A 23,343-nucleotide genomic window follows, 5' to 3' on the forward strand; every position below is an offset into this window, starting at 1 on the left:
GTCCTCCCCAGGCGACAGAAGGAGGTGAGAAAGCGGTTTCCGGCGCTTCCATTTTTGGTGGGTTCCATCTCGCTGTCAAGACTTCTCCTCCCAAGCCCCGCACCGAAAAGTTTCGGTCGACGCGGGTACGGAAATCGAGCCTGGAAGTTGTTGACGGAAATTGCTGGTCGTTGATACGTTTCACGAAATCGCTTTCCCGCTCGCCTCGACTCCCCTCATCACGGAAGAAGCCCGCCCAATGACGCGCCCCACCGCCGGAAAAGTCCGTAAATCCCTCGCCGTCCTCACGGCCGCGGCCCTTTTGGCCGTGACCGCCGGCTGTTCCAGCCCAACGTCCAATAAAGCCGAGGACGGGCCGGTGGAAATCCGGTTCTCCTGGTGGGGCAATGCCGGCCGGGCCGACCTGACCAATAAGGCCATTGCTGAATTCGAGGCCGCCAACCCCAACATCAAGGTCAAGCCGGAATACGGCGACATCAGCGGTTACTTCGACAAGCTCGCCACGCAGATGGCGGCCAACGACGCCCCGGACGTCATCACCATGGGCGGTGCTTACCCCGCGGAGTACGCCAACCGCGGGGCGCTGCTGGACCTGGGCAAGGTGCAGGGCTCCCTGGACTTGACCAAGATCGACCAGGGTGCGTTGGAGAACGGCCAGGTCAAGGGAAAGCAGTACGGAGTCTCCACGGGGGCCAACGCCCTGGCCATCGTGGTCAACCCCGCGGTCTTCACGGCGGCGGGCGTCCCCATGCCTGATGACAGCACCTGGAGCTGGGATGACTTCGCCAGGATCGCCCGCGACATTACCGCCAAGAGCCCCAAGGGGACCTATGGCACTGCGACCGTCCTCACCCATGACTCCTTGGATGCCTTCGCCCGGCAGCGCGGAGAATCGCTTTACACCCAGGACGGTCAACTCGGGCTGGGCAAGCAGACGGTGCAGGACTACTTTGACTACTCATTGAAGCTCAGCGAATCCGGTGCGGCTCCAAGCGCGTCGGAAACGGTCGAAAAGCTCAACGTCAGCACTGAGCAGACCCTGATGGGCATGGGCAAGGCCGGGATGATGCTCACCTGGAGCAACTCATTGACCGCTCTCAGCAAGGCCTCGGGCGGGGACCTGAAACTCCTGAAGCTTCCCGGCGAAAAACCCACCCCGGGCATCTGGCTCCAGTCCTCGCAGTTCTACACCATCTCCGCCCGCAGCAAACACACGGACGCCGCCGCCAAGCTAGTGAACTTCCTGGTCAACAACCAGGCGGCGGCCAAGATCATCCAGAGTGACAGGGGCATTCCCGGCAACTCCGAAATGCGCGCCGCCATCCAGGACCTGCTGACCCCGCAGGGCAAGGTGGAAGCGGATTACATCAACCAGATCGGAAAGATGGACTTCGCCCCAACGTACATCGGCCCCACCGGTTCCACCGCCGTTTCGGAGATTACCGCCCGGATCAACACCGACGTCCTGTTCAAGCGGCTAACGCCGGAAAAAGCCGCCGAACAGTGGCTCAGTGAGAGCAAAGCTGCAATCGGCAAGTAGCTGCGGGCCGGGTTGCCGGGGAAGGGCCCGCTCAGGCTGACCCGGCGTCGAGGTACTGGTCGGCCCACGCTGCGATGATGCGCGCAGCACGGGCAGCCTGGCCCTTCCCCGTCAGCAGGTGGTCGCTGCCCTCAAGGGACACAAAATTCCGCGGGTGCCTGGCGGTCTGGAAGATGGTGCTGGCGTTCTCGATCCCCACCGTGTTGTCGGTGGGGGAGTGCAGCACCATCAGGGGCTTGTGCAGCTGCTTGATGCAGTCCGTCAGGTCCGCATTTTCGAGATCCTCCACGAAGTGCCGTCGGATTTCCACCCGCTTGCCGCCGAGGTCCACCTCGGCGCTGCCCTCGCTGAGGATCCTGTCCAATGCAGCATCGAAGACGTGTGCCACGTGCTTGGGGGAGAAGGGCGCACCCACTGTGGCAACGGCGTCGAGTTCCGGAATGTCCCGCGCCGCAGCAAGCACTGCTGCACCGCCAAACGAGTGTCCCACCAGCAGGGAAATCTCCTTCCCCTCGCTGCGCATGAACTCTGCCGCCTTCACCGTGTCGGCTACCTTGTGGCTGAAGGAACCTGCTGACCATTCACCGGCGGAGCCGCCCAGGCCCAGGTTGTCGAAGCGCAGCATCCCGATGCCGCTGTCCGCCAGCGCCTTGCACATGCGCGCCGCGGAGGGGCTGTCCTTGCCCAGGGTGAACCCATGCGAGAAGACGCCCCAGCCCTTGACGGGACCTTCCGGGACGTCGATGATGCCGGACAGCAGTTCGCCTGTGGAACCGGCAAAGGTGACTTTTTCGGAGCGGGACAAAGGTGACCCTTTCTACGGGGGACAGCTCGCTCTATCACTAGTGGTCCCTAAACCCCCGGCTTAGGGACCAAAGCTGATGGAGCATCCGGGCTGCTTGGGGGGTGGAACGACGACGGCGCCGCCACCACACGTGGTGAGCGACGCCGTCGGCCGTTATAGCTGTTGGTGAACGAACTTAGATCCGGCGGGCCAGGATGGCCTGCTTGACCTCCGCGATGGCCTGGGTGACCTGGATGCCGCGGGGGCACGCCTCGGAGCAGTTGAAGGTGGTGCGGCAGCGCCACACGCCTTCCTTGTCGTTGAGGATCTCCAGGCGCATATCGCCGGCATCATCGCGGGAATCGAAGATGAAGCGGTGCGCATTGACGATCGCGGCCGGCCCGAAGTACTGACCGTCGGTCCAGAACACGGGGCAGGAGGACGTGCACGCGGCGCACAGGATGCACTTGGTGGTGTCGTCAAAGCGCTCACGGTCCTCGGCGGACTGCAGGCGTTCCCGGGTGGGCTCGTGGCCCTTGTTGATCAGGAAGGGCATGACTTCGCGGTACGACTGGAAGAAGGGCTCCATGTCCACGATGAGGTCCTTCTCCACCGGCAGGCCCTTGATGGGCTCCACCGTGATGGGCTTGGACGTGTCGAGGTCCTTCAGCAGCGTCTTGCAGGCAAGGCGGTTGCGGCCGTTGATGCGCATGGCATCCGAGCCGCACACGCCGTGGGCGCAGGAGCGGCGGAAGGACAGGGTGCCGTCCATCTCCCACTTCACCTTGTGCAGGGCGTCAAGGACACGGTCCGTGCCGTACATCGTCAGGTGGAAGTCATCCCAGGTGGCTTCCTCGGAAACCTCCGGGTTGTACCGGCGCACGCGCATGTGGACGTCGAACGTGGGGATTTCCCCGCCCCCGCCAACGCCGGCAGGAAGTTCAACCTTTGAGGCTGGCTCAGCGATTTCAGCGGTCATCTTAGTACTTCCTCACCATCGGCTCGTAGCGGGTAAAGACAACCGGCTTGGTGGCGAGGCGGATGCCGGCGATTGATTCCGCCGATCCGTCAGCCGGCGCATGGTCATCCTTGTACGCCATGGAGTGCTTCATGAATTTCTCGTCGTCACGCTCGGGGAAGTCCTCGCGGAAGTGTCCGCCGCGGGATTCCTCGCGGTGCAGGGCGGCCACGGTCATGACCTTGGCCAGTTCCAGCAGGAAGCCGAGCTCAACGGCCTCGAGCAGGTCCAGGTTGAAGCGCTTGCCCTTGTCCTGGACGTTGATGCGCTTGTACCGCTCCTCGAAGGATGCGATGTCGCGCAGCACCTGGTTCAGGGTGTCCGCGGTGCGGAACACCTGCATGTTGGCATCCATCGTGTCCTGCAGTTCCTTGCGGATCTGCGCCACCTTTTCGTCGCCGGTGCCGTTGCGGGCAACGTCCAGCAGTTCGGTGGTGTAGGCCAGCGGGTTCTCCGGCAGTTCCACGAACTGTGCGGTCTTGGCGTACTCGGCAGCGGCGATGCCGGCGCGCTTGCCAAACACGTTGATGTCCAGCAGCGAGTTGGTGCCCAGTCGGTTGGAGCCGTGGACGGAAACGCAGGCCACTTCACCGGCGGCGTAAAGGCCGGGAATCACGGTGTCGTTGTCCTGCAGGACCTCGGTCTGGATGTTGGTGGGGATGCCGCCCATGGCGTAGTGCGCGGTGGGGAACACCGGCACCGGCTCCGTGTACGGTTCCACGCCCAGGTAGGTGCGGGCGAACTCGGTGATGTCCGGAAGCTTGGCATCGATGTGTGCCGGCTCCAGGTGGGTCAGGTCCAGGAGGACGTAGTCCTTGTTCGGGCCGCAGCCGCGGCCTTCGCGCACCTCGTTGGCCATGGAGCGGGCAACGATGTCACGCGGCGCCAGGTCCTTGATGGTGGGGGCGTAGCGCTCCATGAAGCGCTCACCCTCCGAGTTGCGGAGGATGGCACCTTCACCGCGGGCGGCTTCGGAGAGCAGGATGCCCAGGCCGGCAAGGCCTGTCGGGTGGAACTGGAAGAACTCCATGTCCTCCAGCGGGATGCCGCGACGGAAGGCGATGCCCATGCCGTCACCGGTCAGGGTGTGGGCGTTGGAGGTGGTCTTGAAGACCTTGCCCGCGCCGCCGGAGGCGAACACCACGGACTTGGCCTGGAAGACGTGCAGTTCACCGGACGCGAGGTCGTAGGAGACGACGCCGGCAACACGCTTCTGCTTGAAGGGCGTGCCGTCTTCGCGGACAGCGTCCTCTTCAACGGTCAGCAGGTCCAGGACGTAGTACTCGTTGTAGAACTCAACGTTGTGCTTGACGCAGTTTTGGTACAGGGTCTGCAGGATCATGTGGCCGGTGCGGTCCGCGGCGTAGCATGCACGGCGGACCGGTGCCTTGCCGTGGTCGCGGGTGTGGCCGCCGAAGCGCCGCTGGTCGATCCGGCCCTCGGGCGTGCGGTTGAAGGGCAGGCCCATCTTTTCCAGGTCCAGCACGGCGTCGATGGCTTCCTTGGCCATGACCTCGGCTGCGTCCTGGTCAACCAGGTAGTCGCCGCCCTTGACGGTGTCGAAGGTGTGCCATTCCCAGTTGTCTTCCTCGACGTTGGCAAGGGCAGCACACATGCCACCCTGTGCCGCACCCGTGTGCGAGCGGGTGGGGTAGAGCTTGGTCAGTACTGCTGTGCGCGCGCGCTGACCGGATTCGATCGCGGCGCGCATGCCAGCGCCACCGGCACCGACGATGACGACGTCGTACTTATGGACCTGCATACCAGACGCTCTTTCTCTCAAAATTCGCTATGAAACAACGGGGCGGCTTTGCCTGCTCCGCAAAACAGGGCCCGCGGGAAAGCCCGCGGGCCCGGGGTTGTGCCTGTGCTAGGCAGGGCAGAAACCGCCCGGAAGGGCAACGCCGTTCACCACGGGGCACGGGTTGAACGTGAAGATCACCAGGGTGCCCAGGAGGATGATGACCACGGCTGCCGCGTAAAGCACGGTCTTCAGCCAGCGGCGGGTGGAGGTCTTCTCGGCGTAGTCGTTGATGATGGTGCGCACGCCGTTGGTGCCGTGCAGCATGGCCAGCCACAGCATGGCCAGGTCCCAGAACTGCCAGAACGGGTCCGCCCACTTGCCGGCAACGAAGCCGAAGTCGATGGCGTGGATGCCTTCACCCACCATGAGGTTCACGAACAGGTGGCCGAAGATGAGGACCACCAGCACCACGCCGGAAAGGCGCATGAACAGCCAGGCGATCATCTCGAAGTTGCCCTTGGAGCCGCCGCTGCGACGGTACTGGGGGGCGATCCGCCCGCTGCGGGGGCTCTCGATGGTTGCAGTCATGGCTTAGTGACCTCCGAGGGCGAGGGACAGGTGGCGGATGGAGAAGGCGACCATGGTCACGACCCAGAGGGCCAGCACTGCCCACAGCATCTGCCGCTGGTACTTGGCGCCCTTCTTCCAGAAGTCGACCGCAATGATGCGCAGGCCGTTGAAGGCGTGGAAGACGATGGCGGCAACGAGGCCGGTCTCGCCCAGCGCCATCAGGGGGTTCTTGTAGGCGCCGATCACGGCGGTGTAGGCCTCCGGTGACACACGCACCAAGGAGGTGTCCAGGACGTGGACCAACAAGAAGAAAAAGATCACTACACCGGTAATGCGGTGTCCTACCCAGGACCACATGCCTTCACGGCCGCGGTACAAGGTGCCAGCTGGTTTTGTCGGCACTGATAAACCTCCCTGCAACACAGCGGCGCTGGCATGAGATCCATGCGGGGGGAACGCCTGCTGTGAGAGCACTCGTAGCTCAGGCCTAAATCTAGGCTCCGCTAACAGCTTATTCAATTTAGGCGTTTATTGGTGCCCAGTGCTGGTGCGGATTTTCGGGTGAAATGAGACCAACGCCACATGGTTGCGGGCTTTTTGGGAAGCGGCGGGCGGGGGAGTGCCGCAAAATGCGGGACCATTGCGCAGCCGCAGGAGCCGGATGCGGCCCTTCGGCTAAAGTAGCCGTGATGAGTACAGACAAAGTGACAAGCCCGGCTTCACCCCTTGACCGCTTCATTGCGGTGATTCCGGCAGGCGGAGTGGGGACCCGCCTCTGGCCCCTGTCACGAGCAGCAGCTCCCAAGTTCCTTCACGATCTCACCGGATCGGGCAGCACCTTGCTGCGCGCCACCTATGACCGGCTGCAGCCACTGGCGGGCAACCGGATGCTGGTGGTCACCGGCCAGGCCCACCGTGAAGCCGTGTGCCGGCAGCTTCCGGAAGTCCACGACGCCGACCTCGTCCTTGAGTCTGAACCCAAGGACTCGGGCGCGGCGATCGGCCTCGCGGCGGCAATCCTGCATGAACGCGATCCCGACACCATCATGGGTTCCTTCGCCGCCGACCAAGTGATCAGCCCGGACCACCTGTTCCAGCAGGCCGTCCGCGAGGCGATCCACACGGCCGCCGCCGGCAAGATCGTGACCATCGGCATCAAGCCCACCCACCCGTCCACGGGCTTCGGCTACATCCGCTCCGGCAAGGCGCTGAACATCGAAGGTGCTCCCAGCGCCCATGACGTGGTGGAGTTCGTCGAGAAGCCGGACGAAGTGGTGGCCCAGCAGTACGTCGACAGCGGCGACTACGTATGGAACGCCGGCATGTTCGTGGCGCCCGTGTCCCTGATGCTCAAGCACCTCGAAGCCAACCAGCCGGAGCTGTTCCAGGGCCTGCAGGAAATCGCCCGTGCCTGGGACACCCCGCAGCGGGACGAGGTCACCGCGCGCAACTGGCCCACCCTGCCGAAAATTGCCATCGACTACGCAGTGGCCGAGCCCGCCGCCGAAGCCGGTGACGTCGCCGTCGTGCCCGGTACCTTCCGCTGGGACGACGTTGGCGACTTCGCCTCCGTGGGCCGGCTGAACAGCGCCAAGGAAGTGGACGACGTGACCGTCCTTGGCGAAGGTGCCCGCGTGTTCACCGAGAACTCAAGCGGCGTGGTGGTCACCGATACCAAGCGCGTCATCGCCCTGATCGGCATCCAGGACGTTGTCATCGTGGATACGCCCGACGCCCTGCTGGTGACCACCATGGCCAACTCGCAGCGTGTAAAGGCCGCCGTGGACGCCCTCAAGGCAAGCGGGGACACGGACGTCCTGTAGCCGGTACACCTGCCGGCGCCCCGGGGTGCCGGCAGGTTCCGGACGTAATGCGGCGTCAGTGAATGGGTGCCAAACCCCACACCCTCGCTAGAGTGAAGCAGTGCGCAATTACACTACCGAAGCCGAGCCCACCGCCCTGGTGGCTCCGTGGCTCGAACCGCTCCTGCCGGAACTGATCGAATTCCGCCGGGACCTCCATGCGCACCCGGAACTGTCCTTCAAGGAGTTCCGCACCACCGACAAGCTGGCCGAGCGGCTCGAAGCCGCCGGCCTGAGCCCGCGCCGCCTGGAGGGCACGGGGCTCACTGTGGACGTGGGTGAAGGCCCCATCGCCACCGCGCTGCGCGGTGACATCGACGCCCTGCCCATCATCGAAGAGACCGGCCTGCCGTTCGCGTCCAAGAACCACGGCGTCACGCACGCCTGCGGCCATGACGTGCACACCACCACCATGCTGGGCATTGCCCTGGTCCTGAACCGGATGCATCAGGAAACACCCCTCGGCGCCACCGTCCGGATCATTTTCCAGCCTGCCGAAGAGACCATGCCCGGCGGCGCGCACTCGTGCATCGAGCAGGGCGTCCTGGAGGGCGTTCCGCGGATTCTGGCGCTGCACTGCGATCCCCGGATCGAAGTGGGCAAGGTGGGAACCCGGATCGGCGCCATCACGTCTGCCTCTGACACCATCCGGATTGAGCTCTCCGGCCGCGGCGGCCACACGTCACGACCGCACCTCACCGAGGACCTGGTGTTCGCCCTGGCCCAGATTGCGGTCAATGTCCCCGCTGTGCTGTCGCGCCGCGTGGACGTCCGCAGCGGCGTGTCCGTGGTGTGGGGGCAGATCACCGCGGGCTCGGCACCCAACGCCATTCCGGGCACCGGCTACATGGCGGGCACCATGCGCTGCCTGGACCGGGAAGCCTGGCATGCCGCGGGCGAACTCCTGGACGAGGTGGTGCACCAGGTGGCCGCGCCCTACGGGGTGGACGTGCACCTGGAGCACACCAGGGGAGTGCCGCCGGTGGTGAACTCCGAGCATGAGACAGCCCTGATCGAGGCTGCTGCACGCGCCGAAATCGGCGAAAGCGCAGTGGTGCTCACCCCGCAGTCCATGGGCGGTGAGGACTTTGCGTGGTTCCTGGCCGAGCTTCCCGGGGCGATGATGCGCCTTGGCACCAAGACCCCCGGCGGCGAGGACTACGACCTGCACCGCGGCGACTACATCCTGGACGAGCGCTCCCTGGGCCTGGGCATCCGGGTGCTGACCGCGGCCGCCCTGCGGACCATCCGGGACCTGGAGCAGCCCTCCATCCCGTAGCCCCGCCACTTCTGGGCGGGCCCGCCACCAAGGGGCGGCCCGCCGTCGGGACGGCACGACGAAGGTTCAAGCCCTGGTGCCGTGCGCTCGATAAGTTGTGCACAATTTAGTTGTACGCTACCGTTGAGGTATGACCGAAGCGCCCCGCCTGGACCGGCAAGTATGTTTTGCGCTCTACTCAGCCTCCCGGGCCGCAACGGCGGTCTACCGGCCCATCCTCGACGAACTGGGGCTCACCTACCCGCAGTACCTGGTGATGCTGGTGCTGTGGGAAAGCGAGCCGCGCGGCGTGAAGGAACTCGGCGGGGAACTCGGACTGGACTCAGGCACCCTGTCCCCGCTCCTCAAGCGCCTGGAAGCACTCGGGCTCGTGGAGCGCCGGCGGTCCGGCCAAGATGAGCGCCGCGTCGCGATCCACCTGACTCCGGCCGGGCGAAGCCTCAGCGGGCCGGCCAGTGCCATCCCGCAGCGGCTGGCAGACGCCGCCGGGTTGTCCCTGGACGAACTCGAACAACTGCGGGCCACCCTGGGCAAGCTCACAGCCGCGCTGCATCAATCGCTTTAGTCGCTGTAACCCCCGGCGCTGAATCCCGCACCATCCCACCAACAGGACGGACATCTTTCGTGAAGACTCTCTACACCGCCGAGGCGCTTGCCTCCGGCGAAGGGCGCGATGGTACCGCGCGCAGCAACGACGGCAGGCTGGCAGTTGACCTCGCCAGTCCGGTCGAACTGGGCGGCAACGGCCAGGGCACCAACCCGGAGCAGCTCTTCGCCGCCGGCTACGCCGCCTGCTTCCATTCCGCGCTGCGGCTGGTTGGCCGCAAGGCAGGCGCAGACCTGACCGACTCGGCGGTGGCAGCGAAGGTCCACCTGGGGCAGCTGGACGGTGGGGCAGGCTTCGGGCTGGCCGCCGAGCTTGAAATTGCCCTCCCTGCTTTGGATCTCGCCACCGCAGAGGACCTGGTGGCCAAGGCCCACCAGGTCTGCCCCTATTCGAACGCCACCCGCGGCAACATTACCGTTGACCTCAAGATTCTGGAGTACGCAGCATGAGCACAGCCCTGGCAACCACCACCCGTGAGATCCGGCTCGCTTCCCGCCCCGTGGGCCGTCCCACCAATGGCAACTTCGAACTGGCAGAGTCACCGCTGCCCGCCCTCGAAGACGGCCAGATCCTGGTGCATAACCTCTTCATGTCCGTGGACCCCTACATGCGCGGCCGGATGAATGACGTCAAGTCCTACTCCGCACCGTTCGCCGTCGGCAAGGCGCTCGACGGCGGCGCTGTGGGTGAGGTGGTCGCGTCCCGTTCGTCGGCACACAAGGAGGGCGACGTCGTCGTCCATTCCCTTGGCTGGCGCGAGTACGCCGTGGTGGATGGCAGCGCTGCCACCCCGGCCCGCACCGACCTGGCGCCGGCGTCCGCTTTCCTCGGCGCCTTGGGCATGACCGGGCTCACTGCATACACCGGCCTGCTCAAAGTTGCGGAGTTTAAGCCCGGGGACGCCGTCTTCGTCTCGGGTGCCGCCGGCGCGGTGGGCTCCCTGGTGGGCCAGATCGCCAAAGCCATGGGCGCCTCGCGGGTCATCGGCTCCGCAGGCTCACCTGCCAAGGTGGCGCCCTCCTGGAACTCGGATTCGATGCCGCGTTCGACTACCACGACGGTCCCGTAGTGGAGCAGTTGGAGAAGGCAGCGGGCCCGGCCGGAATCGATGTCTACTTCGACAACGTTGGCGGCGAACACCTGGAGGCTGCCCTGGCGGTCCTCAACGTGGGCGGCCGCGTGGCCATGTGCGGCGCCATTGCACAGTACAACTCCACGGAGCCCACACCGGCACCGAACAACCTGATGCAGGCGATCGGCAAGCAGCTCACCCTGCGCGGCTTCCTGGTGGGCGGCCAGCGGCAGCACGCGGCAGAGTTCGCGGAGAAGATGGCCGGCTGGCTGGCCGACGGTACCGTGCGCTATGACGAGACAATCGTTGACGGACTCGAGAACGCGCCGCAGGCGTTCATGGATCTCCTGGATGGCGCAAACACCGGGAAGATGCTGGTCCGGCTGTAACCGCCGTACCCACCCGCCATCAGTAGGGGCACCGCGCTTTTGCGGTGCCCCTACTGCTTGGTAACAACTTGTAAACAATCCTCCGGATGGGCTCCCGGCGTGCTATGGGGACGTGGCGCAGGCCACTAAAGTTAGTGCCATCAGTGCGCTCCGGCGCAGTGCTGCGTGCCTTCAGTGAAAACAGAATTTCAGCGCCGAAACGGACACTCATTGAATTCCAGCCCGTAGCGCCACTCGCATCATCCCTGGAGGAAAATTGAAGAAATCACTCCGTGCCGTCTTCAAGCGCGGTTCAATGGCAGGTGTGGCCACCCTCGGTGCGTCCGCACTCGTGCTCACCGCCTGCGGTGCCGCCCCCGAAGCCGGAAGCTCCCCGTCAGCAGGGGCCAGCGACTACACCGGCTGCATTGTGTCGGACTCCGGTGGATTCGACGACCAGTCCTTCAACCAGTCCTCCTACGAGGGCCTGAAGAAGACGGAGAAAGACCTTGGCATCAAGGTCAACCAGATCGAGTCCAAGACCAACAACGACTTCGAACCCAACCTCCGGGCCATGGTCACGGCCGGCTGCAACCTGACCATCACCGTGGGCTTCCTGCTCGGCGACGCCACCAAGGCCCAGGCCACCGCCAACCCGGACAAGCACTTCGCCATCATCGACTTCGGTTACGACCAGCCCATCAGCAACGTCAAGCCCATCATCTACGACACCGCCCAGGCCGCCTTCCTGGCCGGCTACCTCGCCGCAGGAACCACCAAGACCGGCACCGTGGCCACCTTCGGCGGCATCAAGATCCCCACCGTGACCATCTTCATGGACGGCTACGCGGACGGCGTGAAGTACTACAACCAGCAGAAGGGCAAGAACGTCAAGCTCCTCGGCTGGAACAAGGACTCCCAGGACGGCAGCTTCACCGGCGACTTCGAAAAGCAGGACGTTGGCAAGCAGCTGACCAAGAACTTCCTGGACCAGGGCGCGGACATCGTCATGCCCGTGGCCGGTCCCGTGGGCAAGGGCGCCGGAGCCGCGCTCAACGAGGCCAAGGCCGCCGGCAAGGACGTCAAGCTCATCTGGGTTGACTCCGACGGCTACCTCACCGCCCCTGACTACAAGGGCATCATGCTCTCCTCCGTCATGAAGCAGATGGGCGAGGCCGTGGAAACCGTGGTCACCGAGGACAAGGACGGCAAGTTCAACAACACCCCGTACGTGGGCACCCTTGCCAACGACGGCGTACAGCTGGCACCCTTCCACGACCTCGACTCCCAGGTCCCGGCCGAGCTGAAGTCCGACCTCGAGAAGATCAAGAAGGACATTGTGGACGGCAAGCTGAAGGTTGAGTCCGCAGCAAGCCCCAAGGCCTGATCCACCACAGGAAGCGCCGCCGCCGGCCCGTCACCCACTGGCCGGGCGGTGGCGCTTTTTGCTGGCCGAACGTTTACCGCGCACGGCCGGCTCCTCCCGGGACTGCAGCCACTAGGCTGGTGCTGCAGCCACATATCCCGCCCGGTCTGATCACCGGGCGCTTCGAGATTGGTCAGAGTTTTGAAACTTGAGCTTCGAGGGATCACTAAACGCTTTGGCACGCTGCTGGCCAACGACCACATCGACGTGGTGGTTGAGCCGGGACAGATCCACTGCCTCCTTGGAGAAAACGGGGCGGGCAAGTCCACCCTAATGAACGTGCTCTACGGGCTCTACGAGCCCACCGAAGGCGAAATCCTCGTCGATGACAAGCCCGTCAGCTTCCGCGGCCCGGGCGACGCCATGGCCGCGGGAATCGGCATGGTGCACCAGCACTTCATGCTGGTGCCGGTGTTCACCGTGGCGGAGAACGTTGCACTGGGCGCCGAACCCACCAAAGCCGCAGGCTTCCTCAACCTGGACCAGACCAGGCAGCGCATCAAGGAAATCTCGGACCAGTACGGCTTCGACGTGGACCCGGACGCCCTGGTGGAGGACCTCCCGGTGGGCGTGCAGCAACGGGTCGAAATCATCAAGGCCCTGGTGCGCAACGCCAAGGTCCTCATCCTCGACGAACCCACTGCCGTGCTGACACCCCAGGAGACCGATGAACTCCTGGACATCATGCGCCAGCTCAAGTCGCGCGGCACCTCCATCGTCTTCATCTCGCACAAGCTGCGCGAGGTCAAGGAAGTCTCGGACACCATCACCGTCATCCGGCGGGGAAAGGTGGTAGGCACCGCCGATCCTGCCGCTTCCACCACCGAGCTTGCTTCGATGATGGTGGGCCGGGCTGTCAGCCTGAACCTGGAGAAGGCGCCCGCCCAGCCCAGGGAAACCACGTTCGAAGTCAGCGACCTCACCGTCGTCGCACCCAACGGCCAGCACGTGGTGGACCACCTCAGCTTCCACATCAAACGGGGTGAGATTTTGGCCATTGCCGGCGTGCAGGGCAACGGCCAGACTGAACTCACCGAAGCCATCCTGGGCCTGCAGGAACGGGTTACCGGCTCCATCGTCCTGGACGGCAAGGAACTGGTGGGCCGGTCCGTCAAGGAGGTCCTGGACGCGGGGGTCGGCTTTGTTCCGGAAGACCGCACAGTGGACGGGCTGGTAGGCACTTTCTCCGTGGCTGAAAACCTGATCCTTGACCTTTACGACAAGCCGCCGTTCGCCAAGGGCATCAGCATGAGCCCGGCGAAAATCATGGAAAACGCCAAGGCCCGCATCGGTGAATTCGACGTGCGCACGCCCTCGGCCGCATCCGCCGCCGGAACGCTGTCCGGCGGCAACCAGCAAAAACTCGTCATGGCCCGCGAACTGTCCCGCCCGCTGCGGCTGTTCATCGCCTCCCAACCCACCCGCGGCGTGGACGTAGGGTCCATCGAATTCCTGCACCGGCGGATCGTCGCCGAGCGTGACCAGGGGACCCCGGTGATGATCATTTCCACCGAGCTGGACGAAGTCATGGAACTGGCTGACCGCATCGCAGTGCTCTACAAGGGCAAGCTGGTGGGCACCGTCCCTGCAGGGACCGGCCGGGACGTCCTGGGCCTCATGATGGCAGGCATCCCGCCCGAAGAACACGCGCCCAATGGGCACGCACACGCCCCGCAGGCCGGCATACCGGCCGCCACCTCCAACGCCGAGGGAGCCGACCATGCCTGACCAGCCTTCCCCCAAGCATGCCCAAGAGAACCAGCACGCCGAAAACCAGCCCGCTGAAGAAAGCCTTGGGGCTGACAAGCACCGGCACGCAGCCGACACCCCGAAGGGTGCCGCGGCGCCCGCTTCGGAGGAAAGCGCAACGGTGGTGGCGGTCGACACCGCCGGCGGCGCCATGCAGCCCTCGGCGGTTCCGGCCACGGCCCAAAGCGGACGGTTGCCGGGTGGCTCCGATACCGTGCTGCGCCGGATCTTCACCGGGAGCGGCATGGTCTCGGTCCTGGCGGTGCTGCTGGCGCTGATCATCGGCGGCCTGCTCATCGCCAGCACGGACAAGCAGGTGGCCACCGCGTCCGGCTACTTCTTCGCCAGGCCCACGGACATGCTGACGGCGGTATGGAACGCCGCCACCCGCTCCTACATCGCGCTGTTCCAAGGCTCGGTGTTCAACCCCCGGGGCAACGGCCTGGCCGCGCAGTTTGCCCCGTTCATGGAGACCCTCACCATCGCCACGCCGCTGATCACTGCCGGCCTGGGCGTGGCGCTGGCCTTCCGGGCGGGCCTGTTCAACATCGGTGCGCAGGGCCAGATCATTGTGGCAGGCATCCTGGCGGCCTGGGTGGGCTTTGCACTGCACCTGCCGATCGGCCTGCACCTGCTGCTGGTGCTCGTGGCCGGCATCGTCGGCGGCGCCCTCTGGGGCGGCCTCGCCGGCCTGCTCAAAGCCCGGACCGGAGCCCACGAAGTCATCCTGACCATCATGTTCAACTACATAGCGCTTTACTTCCTGCGCTACCTGTTGAACACGCCGGCGTTCCAGCGGCCGGGGGAGTCAAACCCCATCTCGCCCATCCTGGACCCCAGCGCGGTGTACCCGCAGATCCTGGGCAGCCAGTATCGGCTGCACCTTGGCTTCCTCCTGGCGATCGCCGCCACCGTCCTGGTGTGGTGGCTTCTGAACCGGTCCACGGTGGGCTTCGAGTTCCGGGCCGTGGGCGCCAACCCGAACGCCGCGCAGACCGCGGGCATCAACGTCTCCCGGTCCACCATCCTGGTCATGGCCATCGCAGGCGGCCTCGCCGGCATGTCCGGCGTGGCGCAGGTTGCCGGCACCGAAAAGGTGCTCACCGACGGCGTGGCCGCCACGTACGGCTTTGACGCCATCACGGTTGCCCTGCTGGGACGTTCGACGCCGTGGGGCACGTTCGCTGCCGGCCTGCTGTTCGGCGCCTTCCGCGCCGGGGCGGTCCAGATGCAGATCCAGACCGGCACCCCCATCGACATCGTCCTGGTGGTCCAGTCCCTGATTGTCCTTTTCATCGCCGCACCGCCGCTGGTCCGGGCCGTCTTCGGCCTGAACCCCCGGCGCAGGAAGCCCGCGCGCGCAGCCAAGTCCGGGCAGGCAGCCACAACCGGAGGTGCCGCATGAGCACAACAGTTTCGTCGTCCAGGCCCGGCAACCCCCAGCCCCGCGGCCCCAAAGCAGACGCCCCTTCCGGAACGCCCGCCGCCAAACCAGTCAGCTGGAAAACGCCCGTCCTGCTCACCGTGTTCGCGTTGATCTCCCTGGTGTTCTTCGGACTCCTGGCACCCCACCAGACGGCAAGCTTCGGCATCTCAACCGGCGGTGATTTCTTTCAGCTACCGGCTCTGGAAATCAACGCCTTCGCCGGTGGCATCGTACTGTCGGTGCTTCTCGTGGGCCTGGCGGGCTACGCCCTCTATTTGAAGACCAGGAACCAGCCAGCCCCCGGCTGGCTGCCCGTCACGTTCATCGTGATCTTCGTGGCTGCGTTCCTCATTTGGGTGGTGGGCGGGGCCCGCACCCCCACCATCTCGCTGGCGGGCCTCATCGCCGGATCCGTGACGCTCGCCGTTCCGCTCGTGTTCGGTTCGCTCTCCGGTGTCCTGTGTGAGCGCGTAGGAGTGGTGAACATCGCCATCGAAGGGCAACTCCTGGGCGGGGCGTTCACCGCGGCCATCGTTGCCAGCATGACCAAGAGTGCTTTGGTCGGGTTGTTGGCGGCCGCCATCGCCGGTGCAGTGGTGTCCATGGTCCTGGCGCTGTTCAGCATCAAGTACCTGGTCAACCAGATCATCGTCGGCGTCGTCCTGAACGTGCTGGTCTCCGGCGTGACCGGCTTCCTCTTCAGCACCGTGATGCAGGCCAACAAGGCCCAGTTCAACTCACCTCCCGGCCTGGACGTCATCGACATCCCGGTCCTCTCCAGCATCCCGATCATCGGGCCCATCCTGTTCCGGCAGTCGCTGGTGGGGTACCTCATGTACGTGGCCGTCGCGGTGGTCTGGGTGGGCCTGTTCAAGACCAGGTGGGGCCTGCGTGTTCGCGCGGTGGGGGAGCACCCCCAGGCGGCGGACACCTTGGGCATCAACGTCAACGCCACCCGGTTCTGGAACGTCACCCTGGGCGGTGCTGTGGCCGGCATCGGTGGCTCGTTCTTCACCCTTGTTGCCATCGACAGCTTCACCAAGGAAATCTCCGGGGGGCGCGGCTTCATTGCCCTGGCCGCCCTGATCTTCGGACGCTGGAACCCGGTGGGTGCCTTCTTTGCGGCACTCCTGTTCGGCTTTGCCGACAACCTGCAGAGCATCGTCACCATCATCGGAACCCCCGTGCCCAGCCAGTTCATGGCCATGCTGCCCTACCTGGTCACCGTGCTCGCCGTCGCCGGCCTGGTGGGCAAATCCAGGGGGCCGGCCGCCAGCGGCATCCCTTACGTCAAGGGATGACCGCCATGGAAAGTGCAGAATTGGTCAACGCACAGGCCGTGGACTGGGCAGCCCTGGAGGCAGCCGCCGTCGCCGCCATGAAGAATGCCTACGCCCCGTACTCGAAGTTTCCGGTAGGCGCCGCGGCGCTCACCGGGGATGGCCGGATCGTCAGCGGCTGCAATGTGGAAAACGCCAGCTACGGGCTGACCCTCTGCGCCGAATGTGCCCTGGTGGGAAATTTGCAGATGACCGGCGGCGGCCTGCTGCGGGCGTTCTACTGCGTTGACGGGGAGGGAAACATCCTTATGCCCTGTGGCCGGTGCCGCCAGCTGCTGTACGAATTCCGTGCCCCGGACATGCAGGTCATGACTACCCAAGGCATCAAGACCATGGACCAGGTGCTGCCCGACGCCTTCGGTCCCGAACACCTGGAGGAGACCCGGTGACTGAGAACCGAACACCGAACAGCCGCGCCGAAGCGTTCGACGCCGTCGACATCATCCGCATCAAGCGGGACAAGGGGACGCTGAGCCCCGAACAGATCGACTGGACCATTGACGCGTACACCCGCGGGGCCATCGCTGACGAGCAGATGGCGGCCTTGAACATGGCCATCCTGCTCAACGGCATGGACCGGCCCGAGATTGCCCGCTGGACGGCGGCCATGATCGCTTCCGGTGAACGGATGGATTTCTCCAGCCTTCGGCGTCCCGACGGCGGCCTGAAGTACACGACGGACAAACACTCCACGGGTGGGGTGGGGGACAAGATCACCCTGCCGCTGGCCCCGCTGGTGGCGGTATTCGGCGTCGCCGTTCCCCAGCTGTCCGGCCGCGGCCTGGGGCACACCGGAGGCACCCTGGACAAGCTGGAGTCAATCCCCGGCTGGCGGGCCAACCTCAGCAACGACGAGATCCTGGCCCAGCTCCAGGACGTTGGCGCAGTGATCTGCGCCGCCGGCGCCGGACTTGCCCCCGCCGACAAGAAGCTGTACGCGCTCCGGGACGTCACCGGCACAGTGGAGGCCATCCCGCTGATCGCGTCATCGATCATGAGCAAGAAGATCGCAGAGGGCACCGGCTCGCTGGTCCTGGACGTCAAGGTGGGCAGCGGCGCGTTCATGAAGGACGAAGCCAAAGCCCGCGAACTCGCCGAAACCATGGTGGCGCTGGGCAAGGACGCAGGAGTCAACACTGTTGCGCTGCTGACCAACATGGACACCCCGCTGGGCCTTACCGCCGGCAATGCCATCGAGGTCGAGGAATCGCTGGAGGTCCTGGCGGGCGGCGGTCCTGATGACGTGGTGGAGCTGACTGTGCGGCTCGCCGAAGAAATGCTCGCCGCGGCAGGAGTGCGCGACGCCGATCCCGCTGCCGCGCTGAAGGACGGCCGGGCCATGGACGTCTGGAACCGGATGATCTCCGCCCAGGGCGGCGACCCCCGGGCAGCCCTGCCAAAGGCCAGGGAATCCGACGTCGTATACGCCCCCGCCGACGGGGTGCTGGTTGAACTGGACGCGCTCGCCGTTGGCGTGGCCGCGTGGCGCCTGGGTGCCGGCCGTGCACGGAAGGAGGACCCCGTCCAGGCCGGGGCGGGGGTGCGCATGCACGCCAAGCCGGGCGCCACAGTCCGCGCAGGGGAGCCGCTGATGACGCTGCTCACCAATACTCCGGAGCGGTTCGCCCGTGCCCGCGAAGCCCTGGAACACGCCGTGGTTATTGCTCCGGAAGGTTCACGGCCCGCCCAGCAGCTCATCATCGACCGCATAGCATAGTGACCAATGCAGGCCATCAATGACTTCATCCTCGCCGCAGCCGGACAGCCGTGGGTGCTGGTCCTGGTGCTGGCCTGCTGCATCATCGACGGCTTCTTTCCGCCGGTCCCCAGCGAGTCGGTGGTGGTGGGCCTCGCGGCGGTAGCGGCCACCGCCGATGTTCCCAATCCGCTGTTCCTGGCCCTGGTGGCTGCAGCGGGGGCCTTCGCCGGGGACAACATCGCCTACCTCCTTGGCCGCCGTGTGGGCACCACTCGATGGGCGTGGATGCGCGGGCCCCGCATGCAGGCCGCTTTCCGCTGGGCGGGCCGTGAGCTGCGGAAGCGGCCGGCGTCGCTGATCCTGGTGGCGCGCTTCGTCCCGATCGGCAGGGTTGCCGTCAACCTGACCGCCGGGGTCACCCACTATCCCCACCTGCGGTTCGTGGGGTTGACCGTCCTTTCCGCCAGCCTGTGGGCAGCCTACTCGGTGGCTATCGGGCTTTTCTTTGGCCAGTGGTTTGAGGACAACCACCTCCTGGGTGCCGCAATCGCCATTGTCTGCGCCGTCGCGCTGGGCGTCGTGGTGGACCTGGTGATCAACAAATTCCGCGGCAAACCCAATGTGGTGGAACGGATCCGGGAACCCGGGGCCTGACCGGCGCGTTTAAGGGGTAATTCCGGGCATTGGGGCGTAGCGGACAGGCCCCGGCGCGTGGGACACTTAGGAACGATTTCCGCTTTGGCTGCGGCACATAGGCTGTGTCATTTTTCATACAGGAGCAACACCGCGTGGAGTTTATTAATGAGGCCGTGCTCCATGCAGCGGGCCAGTGGTGGATTTACCCCGTCCTGCTCGTGTTCTTCTTCGTGGACGGCTTCGCCATGGTGGTCCCCAGCGAGACCCTCATCGTCGCTCTTGCTGCGTTCTCCCGGCACAGCGGCGAACCCAACCTCTGGATCCTTGGTGTCACGGCGCTGGTAGGCGCCATCGCCGGCGACAACATGGCCTATATGCTCGGCCGCAGGATCGGCCTGGACCGGTGGGGGTGGATGCGCAAGCCCAAGGTCCGGAAAGTCTTCGCGTGGGCCCGCTATGAGCTTGAAAAGCGCGGGGCTGTGCTGATCTTCACCGCCCGCTACATCCCCTGGGGCCGGGTGGCCGTCAACTACGTCGCCGGCAGCACAGGTTTTTCGCACCGCAGGTTCTTTGTGTTCGACGCCTTCGCCTGCCTTACCTGGGTGGGCTACTCCCTTGGCATCGGCCTGCTGGCCAGCTCCTTCCCCTGGCTGCACCACAACCCGCTGCTCAGCGCTGGCATCGCGGTAGTGTTCGCCATCGTCCTGGGCGTCGTCATCGACCACCTGCTGCGCTGGTGGCACAAACGGCTGGGACGTGACGATACGCCGGACGCGGACGGCTGGACCGAAGGATCCTCCGGCTCCGGCCACGAGGGCCGGCCCGGCACGCAGGCCTTCGTGGTGCCGTCGGCAGAGGCAGGCCCCGCCGCCAAGTAGCAGCCGGCCTTGGACGGCTGGTTTTGGGCCGCTGGCTTTGAACTCCGCCCCACCCTAAGGTGGAAACGTGACTGAGCCCATTGTTGACGCCGCCCCTGCCATCGATTTTGACCTGAAGAGCCTGCCGAAGGTCTCCCTGCACGACCACCTGGACGGAGGACTCCGCCCGGCCACCATCATCGAACTGGCGGAAGCCGTTGGCCACACGCTGCCCTCAACGGATCCGGTGGCCCTGGGGCAGTGGTTCCGCGAATCAGCAGACTCCGGATCGCTGGTCCGCTACCTGGAGACGTTCGACCACACGGTAGCCGTCATGCAGACCTACGACGGCCTGTTCCGCGTGGCGAAGGAGTTCGTCGAGGACCTCGCGGACGACGGCGTGGTGTACGGCGAAGTCCGGTGGGCACCCGAGCAGCACCTCCAGAAGGGGCTCAGCCTGGATGAAGTCGTCGAAGCTGTGCAGGAAGGCCTTGAGGCCGGCGTCGAGGCTGTGTCCGAGACCGGACGCGAGATCCAGGTGGGCCAGCTGATCACCGCCATGCGCCACGCCGACCGCGGCCAGGAGATCGCCGAACTGGCCATCCGCCACCGCAACAAGGGTGCCGTGGGCTTTGACATCGCCGGCGCCGAGGACGGCTTCCTGCCCAGCCGCTTCAAGGACGCCTTCACCTACCTTGCACAGCACAATTTCCCCGCCACCGTGCACGCCGGTGAAGCAGCCGGGCTGGAGAGCATCCAGTCGGCGCTGGTGGACGGCCGCGCCCTGCGGCTGGGCCACGGCGTCCGCATCGCCGAGGACATCATGGTGGAGTTCGACGACGACGAGGAAGCCGGCGACACCGTAGGCCTGGTCACCCTGGGCGACCTCTCCAGCTGGGTCCGCGACCGCGGCATCGCACTGGAAATCTGCCCCTCCTCCAACCTGCAGACCGGCGCGATCGCTGAATTCGGCGAAGGGATCGAAAGCCACCCGCTGGACATGCTCTACCAGCTGGGCTTCAACGTCACCATCAACACCGACAACCGCCTGATGAGCGGTGTCACCCTAACGGACGAGTTCAACCTGCTGGTGGAAACCTTCGACTACGACCTCGACGACCTGCTCGAGCTCACCCTCAACGCCGCCGAGGCGTCCTTCCTGCCGCTGGAGGAAAAGGAAGCGCTGGTGGAATACATCAACGACGCCTACGCCAACCTTGGCTGATCCGGATTCCCGGCCCGGCAGTTCCGCAACCGAAGAGCTGCTGGGCCAAATTGCCCAGCTGCGCCAACACTGCCCCTGGATGGGCGCCCTGACGCACGCTTCCCTGGTGGAGTACCTCCTGGAGGAGGCCTACGAGGTGGCCGAGACCATCGAGGAGGGCCACCCGGACAAGGAGCTCCAGGGCGAACTGGGTGACGTTCTGCTCCAGGTAGTGCTCCATGCCCGCCTTGCGGAGGAGCGCGGCGCGTTCACGTTCGACGACGTGGCGCGCGGCCTGGGTGCCAAAATGGTCCGCCGCAACCCGCACGTCTTCAGGCCGGACGGGTCCCTGCAGGACAGCTTCCCCGCCACGGTGGCGGAGATCGAGCAGAAATGGGATGCGGTCAAGCGGGCCGAACGCCCTGAACGCCGCGGAGCCTTTGAAGGAATCCCGGAGGCCCTCCCGGCGCTGGCCAAAGCGCAAAAGTCGCTGGACCGCGCAGCCCGTGCCGGCCTGGAGCTGCCAGCCGGGGAACCGATCCCCGAAAACGAGGACGAGCTCGGAACCCTGCTGCTCGCCGTCGTGCGTTCCGCCCGGGACAACGGCATGGACGCCGAGCGTGCCCTGCGCGCCGCCGTCCGCCGCTACCAGGGCGATGACGGCCCGCAAGGCGGCCGCAGCGGACCCGCGCCATCATGACGTCCGGCCCTTGACCGGTTTGAGTAACCCGGAGCACTCTCGACTACGCTAGTCGGTGACGAGTACGTCGAGTTTTCTGCCTGATTCCCCCCGTTAATCGCCCATAAGGAGCAAATTCATGGCGCTTATCGATGCCATCCACGCCCGCGAGATCCTCGATTCCCGCGGCAACCCCACCGTAGAAGTTGAAGTCCTGCTGTCCGACGGCCAGATCGGCCGCGCGGCGGTTCCCTCCGGTGCCTCCACCGGTGAGCACGAGGCCGTCGAACTGCGCGACGGCGACAAGGGCCGCTACCTGGGCAAGGGCGTGCAGAAGGCCGTCGACGCCGTGATCGACCAGATCGCCCCCGCCCTGACCGGCTTCGACGCCACAGACCAGCGCAGCATCGACCAGGCCATGCTGGACCTGGACGGCACCCCCAACAAGGGCAAGCTCGGCGCCAACGCCATCCTGGGCGTCTCCCTGGCAGTCGCCAACGCAGCCGCAGCCTCCGCTGACCTGCCGCTCTACAAGTACCTGGGCGGCCCCAACGCGCACGTCCTGCCCGTGCCGCTGATGAACATCCTCAACGGTGGCTCCCACGCCGACTCCGACGTCGACATCCAGGAATTCATGATCGCCCCCATCGGCGCTGAAACCTTCTCCGAAGGCCTACGCTGGGGCGTCGAGGTCTACCACAACCTCAAGTCCGTCCTGAAGGAAAAGGGCCTGTCCACCGGCCTCGGCGACGAGGGCGGCTTCGCCCCCAACCTGCCGTCCAACCGCGCGGCACTGGACCTGATCCAGGAAGCCATCAAGAACGCCGGCTACACCCCGGGCAAGGACATCGCACTGGCCCTGGACGTTGCCTCCTCCGAGTTCTACAAGGACGGTGCCTACCAGTTCGAAGGCAAAGCCCTGTCCGCCACCGAGATGAGCGCCTACTACGCCGAGCTCGTGGACGCCTACCCGCTGGTCTCCATCGAGGACCCGCTGGACGAGAACGACTGGGAGGGCTGGAAGACCCTCACCGACACCATCGGCGACAAGGTCCAGTTGGTAGGTGACGACCTCTTCGTCACCAACCCCGCCATCCTGCAGCGCGGCATCGACACCAGGACCGCCAACTCCCTGCTGGTCAAGGTCAACCAGATCGGTTCCCTGACCGAGACCCTGGATGCCGTCAGCCTGGCCCAGCGTGCCGGCTACACCACCATCACCTCGCACCGCTCCGGCGAAACCGAAGACACCACCATTGCCGACATCGCGGTGGCCACCAACGCAGGCCAGATCAAGACCGGCGCCCCTGCCCGCTCCGAGCGCGTTGCCAAGTACAACCAGCTGCTGCGGATCGAAGAGGAACTGGACGACGCCGCACGCTATGCCGGACGCAGCGCGTTCCCGCGTTTCAAGGGCTAGTAACCGGCTAAACCCTTCAGCGGTGGCTATGGTTGAAAGACCATAGCCACCGCTGTTTTTCCA

General features: G+C 65.5%; 21 protein-coding genes and 1 pseudogene. 17 read left to right on the forward strand and 5 right to left on the reverse strand.

The annotated features are described in order from the left end of the window. Positions 1 to 238: 238 nt before the first annotated feature. A complete protein-coding gene (locus JCQ34_RS05580; RefSeq protein WP_286402753.1) occupies positions 239 to 1,540 on the forward strand; it encodes an ABC transporter substrate-binding protein in 1,302 nt (433 codons plus the stop codon). A gap of 31 nt (positions 1,541 to 1,571) precedes the next feature. Here JCQ34_RS05580 and JCQ34_RS05585 read toward each other — a convergent pair whose 3' ends face one another. From JCQ34_RS05585 to sdhC, 5 genes are all read right to left on the reverse strand, one after another. Continuing rightward, positions 1,572 to 2,345: an alpha/beta hydrolase gene (locus JCQ34_RS05585; protein ID WP_286402755.1), complete on the reverse strand. Its 774-nt coding sequence runs from the start codon at positions 2,343 to 2,345 to the stop codon at positions 1,572 to 1,574. Between the two features lie 175 nt (positions 2,346 to 2,520). Then, positions 2,521 to 3,303, reverse strand: a complete 783-nt coding sequence (locus tag JCQ34_RS05590) for a succinate dehydrogenase iron-sulfur subunit (protein WP_142130712.1) — start codon at positions 3,301 to 3,303, stop codon at positions 2,521 to 2,523. Position 3,304: 1 nt separating this feature from the next. Continuing rightward, positions 3,305 to 5,104, reverse strand: coding sequence for a succinate dehydrogenase flavoprotein subunit (gene sdhA, locus JCQ34_RS05595; protein ID WP_286402757.1), 1,800 nt, complete (start codon positions 5,102 to 5,104; stop codon positions 3,305 to 3,307). 108 nt (positions 5,105 to 5,212) lie between these two features. Next, the gene (locus JCQ34_RS05600; RefSeq protein WP_142130710.1) at positions 5,213 to 5,674 is read right to left on the reverse strand and encodes a succinate dehydrogenase hydrophobic membrane anchor subunit; all 462 of its coding nucleotides are present in this window, start codon (positions 5,672 to 5,674) and stop codon (positions 5,213 to 5,215) included. A 3-nt stretch (positions 5,675 to 5,677) separates the two neighbouring features. After that, positions 5,678 to 6,058 (reverse strand): succinate dehydrogenase, cytochrome b556 subunit, encoded by a 381-nt coding sequence (sdhC, locus tag JCQ34_RS05605; RefSeq protein WP_081620212.1) that lies wholly within the window; start codon positions 6,056 to 6,058, stop codon positions 5,678 to 5,680. 287 nt (positions 6,059 to 6,345) lie between these two features. Here sdhC and JCQ34_RS05610 point away from each other — a divergent pair, with 287 nt between their 5' ends. The 16 genes and pseudogenes from JCQ34_RS05610 to eno all read left to right on the forward strand — a co-directional run bounded on the left by JCQ34_RS05610 (position 6,346) and on the right by eno (position 23,280). Continuing rightward, entirely contained in the window at positions 6,346 to 7,479 is a 1,134-nt protein-coding gene (locus tag JCQ34_RS05610; protein WP_286402762.1) for a mannose-1-phosphate guanylyltransferase, read from the forward strand. A gap of 100 nt (positions 7,480 to 7,579) precedes the next feature. Beyond that, complete coding sequence (locus tag JCQ34_RS05615; RefSeq protein WP_286402763.1) at positions 7,580 to 8,797, forward strand: amidohydrolase; 1,218 nt, start codon at positions 7,580 to 7,582, stop codon at positions 8,795 to 8,797. Positions 8,798 to 8,927: 130 nt separating this feature from the next. Continuing rightward, entirely contained in the window at positions 8,928 to 9,362 is a 435-nt protein-coding gene (locus JCQ34_RS05620; RefSeq protein ID WP_286402765.1) for a MarR family winged helix-turn-helix transcriptional regulator, read from the forward strand. A 59-nt stretch (positions 9,363 to 9,421) separates the two neighbouring features. Beyond that, positions 9,422 to 9,853: an organic hydroperoxide resistance protein gene (locus JCQ34_RS05625; RefSeq protein WP_286402767.1), complete on the forward strand. Its 432-nt coding sequence runs from the start codon at positions 9,422 to 9,424 to the stop codon at positions 9,851 to 9,853. Further along, positions 9,850 to 10,865, forward strand: a pseudogene (locus JCQ34_RS05630) (NADP-dependent oxidoreductase). The gene JCQ34_RS05625 and the pseudogene JCQ34_RS05630 overlap by 4 nt, the downstream one beginning before the upstream one ends. A gap of 256 nt (positions 10,866 to 11,121) precedes the next feature. Further along, positions 11,122 to 12,231 (forward strand): BMP family lipoprotein, encoded by a 1,110-nt coding sequence (locus JCQ34_RS05635; protein WP_434738933.1) that lies wholly within the window; start codon positions 11,122 to 11,124, stop codon positions 12,229 to 12,231. Positions 12,232 to 12,411: 180 nt separating this feature from the next. Continuing rightward, positions 12,412 to 13,998 carry an ABC transporter ATP-binding protein gene (locus tag JCQ34_RS05640; RefSeq protein WP_286402769.1) on the forward strand — a complete coding sequence of 529 codons (1,587 nt, stop codon included), beginning with the start codon at positions 12,412 to 12,414 and terminating at the stop codon, positions 13,996 to 13,998. After that, on the forward strand, positions 13,991 to 15,424 hold the full coding sequence (locus tag JCQ34_RS05645; RefSeq protein WP_286402770.1) for an ABC transporter permease: 1,434 nt from the start codon (positions 13,991 to 13,993) through the stop codon (positions 15,422 to 15,424). Before JCQ34_RS05640 ends, JCQ34_RS05645 begins: the two co-directional genes overlap by 8 nt. Beyond that, on the forward strand, positions 15,421 to 16,746 hold the full coding sequence (locus JCQ34_RS05650) for an ABC transporter permease (RefSeq protein ID WP_286402773.1): 1,326 nt from the start codon (positions 15,421 to 15,423) through the stop codon (positions 16,744 to 16,746). The genes JCQ34_RS05645 and JCQ34_RS05650 overlap by 4 nt, the downstream gene beginning before the upstream one ends. Positions 16,747 to 16,751: 5 nt before the next feature. Then, on the forward strand, positions 16,752 to 17,174 hold the full coding sequence (locus JCQ34_RS05655) for a cytidine deaminase (RefSeq protein WP_286402774.1): 423 nt from the start codon (positions 16,752 to 16,754) through the stop codon (positions 17,172 to 17,174). After that, the gene (locus JCQ34_RS05660; protein ID WP_286402776.1) at positions 17,171 to 18,502 is read left to right on the forward strand and encodes a thymidine phosphorylase; all 1,332 of its coding nucleotides are present in this window, start codon (positions 17,171 to 17,173) and stop codon (positions 18,500 to 18,502) included. Before JCQ34_RS05655 ends, JCQ34_RS05660 begins: the two co-directional genes overlap by 4 nt. A gap of 6 nt (positions 18,503 to 18,508) precedes the next feature. Beyond that, positions 18,509 to 19,138 (forward strand): DedA family protein, encoded by a 630-nt coding sequence (locus JCQ34_RS05665; RefSeq protein ID WP_286402777.1) that lies wholly within the window; start codon positions 18,509 to 18,511, stop codon positions 19,136 to 19,138. A gap of 134 nt (positions 19,139 to 19,272) precedes the next feature. Next, positions 19,273 to 19,998 (forward strand): DedA family protein, encoded by a 726-nt coding sequence (locus JCQ34_RS05670; protein ID WP_286402778.1) that lies wholly within the window; start codon positions 19,273 to 19,275, stop codon positions 19,996 to 19,998. A gap of 67 nt (positions 19,999 to 20,065) precedes the next feature. Then, on the forward strand, positions 20,066 to 21,202 hold the full coding sequence (locus JCQ34_RS05675) for an adenosine deaminase (RefSeq protein WP_142130696.1): 1,137 nt from the start codon (positions 20,066 to 20,068) through the stop codon (positions 21,200 to 21,202). 79 nt (positions 21,203 to 21,281) lie between these two features. Next, a complete protein-coding gene (locus JCQ34_RS05680; protein WP_286404319.1) occupies positions 21,282 to 21,881 on the forward strand; it encodes a MazG nucleotide pyrophosphohydrolase domain-containing protein in 600 nt (199 codons plus the stop codon). A 118-nt stretch (positions 21,882 to 21,999) separates the two neighbouring features. Further along, a complete protein-coding gene (gene eno / locus JCQ34_RS05685) occupies positions 22,000 to 23,280 on the forward strand; it encodes a phosphopyruvate hydratase (RefSeq protein WP_236801544.1) in 1,281 nt (426 codons plus the stop codon). Positions 23,281 to 23,343: the final 63 nt, after the last annotated feature.

Source organism: Pseudarthrobacter defluvii (assembly GCF_030323865.1).
Lineage (GTDB): Bacteria > Actinomycetota > Actinomycetes > Actinomycetales > Micrococcaceae > Arthrobacter > Arthrobacter sedimenti.

What these genes read in the sequence shown, in the direction of transcription:
- sdhA (WP_286402757.1), bottom strand. Translation starts at nt 5,104, where the DNA reads ATGCAGGTCCATAAGTACGACGTCGTCATCGTCGGTGCCGGTGGCGCT.
- JCQ34_RS05580 (WP_286402753.1), top strand. Translation starts at nt 239, where the DNA reads ATGACGCGCCCCACCGCCGGAAAAGTCCGTAAATCCCTCGCCGTCCTC.
- JCQ34_RS05665 (WP_286402777.1), top strand. Translation starts at nt 18,509, where the DNA reads ATGCAGGCCATCAATGACTTCATCCTCGCCGCAGCCGGACAGCCGTGG.
- JCQ34_RS05645 (WP_286402770.1), top strand. Translation starts at nt 13,991, where the DNA reads ATGCCTGACCAGCCTTCCCCCAAGCATGCCCAAGAGAACCAGCACGCC.
- JCQ34_RS05600 (WP_142130710.1), bottom strand. Translation starts at nt 5,674, where the DNA reads ATGACTGCAACCATCGAGAGCCCCCGCAGCGGGCGGATCGCCCCCCAG.
- JCQ34_RS05620 (WP_286402765.1), top strand. Translation starts at nt 8,928, where the DNA reads ATGACCGAAGCGCCCCGCCTGGACCGGCAAGTATGTTTTGCGCTCTAC.
- JCQ34_RS05680 (WP_286404319.1), top strand. Translation starts at nt 21,282, where the DNA reads ATGGGCGCCCTGACGCACGCTTCCCTGGTGGAGTACCTCCTGGAGGAG.
- JCQ34_RS05590 (WP_142130712.1), bottom strand. Translation starts at nt 3,303, where the DNA reads ATGACCGCTGAAATCGCTGAGCCAGCCTCAAAGGTTGAACTTCCTGCC.
- JCQ34_RS05655 (WP_286402774.1), top strand. Translation starts at nt 16,752, where the DNA reads ATGGAAAGTGCAGAATTGGTCAACGCACAGGCCGTGGACTGGGCAGCC.
- eno (WP_236801544.1), top strand. Translation starts at nt 22,000, where the DNA reads ATGGCGCTTATCGATGCCATCCACGCCCGCGAGATCCTCGATTCCCGC.
- JCQ34_RS05650 (WP_286402773.1), top strand. Translation starts at nt 15,421, where the DNA reads ATGAGCACAACAGTTTCGTCGTCCAGGCCCGGCAACCCCCAGCCCCGC.
- JCQ34_RS05610 (WP_286402762.1), top strand. Translation starts at nt 6,346, where the DNA reads ATGAGTACAGACAAAGTGACAAGCCCGGCTTCACCCCTTGACCGCTTC.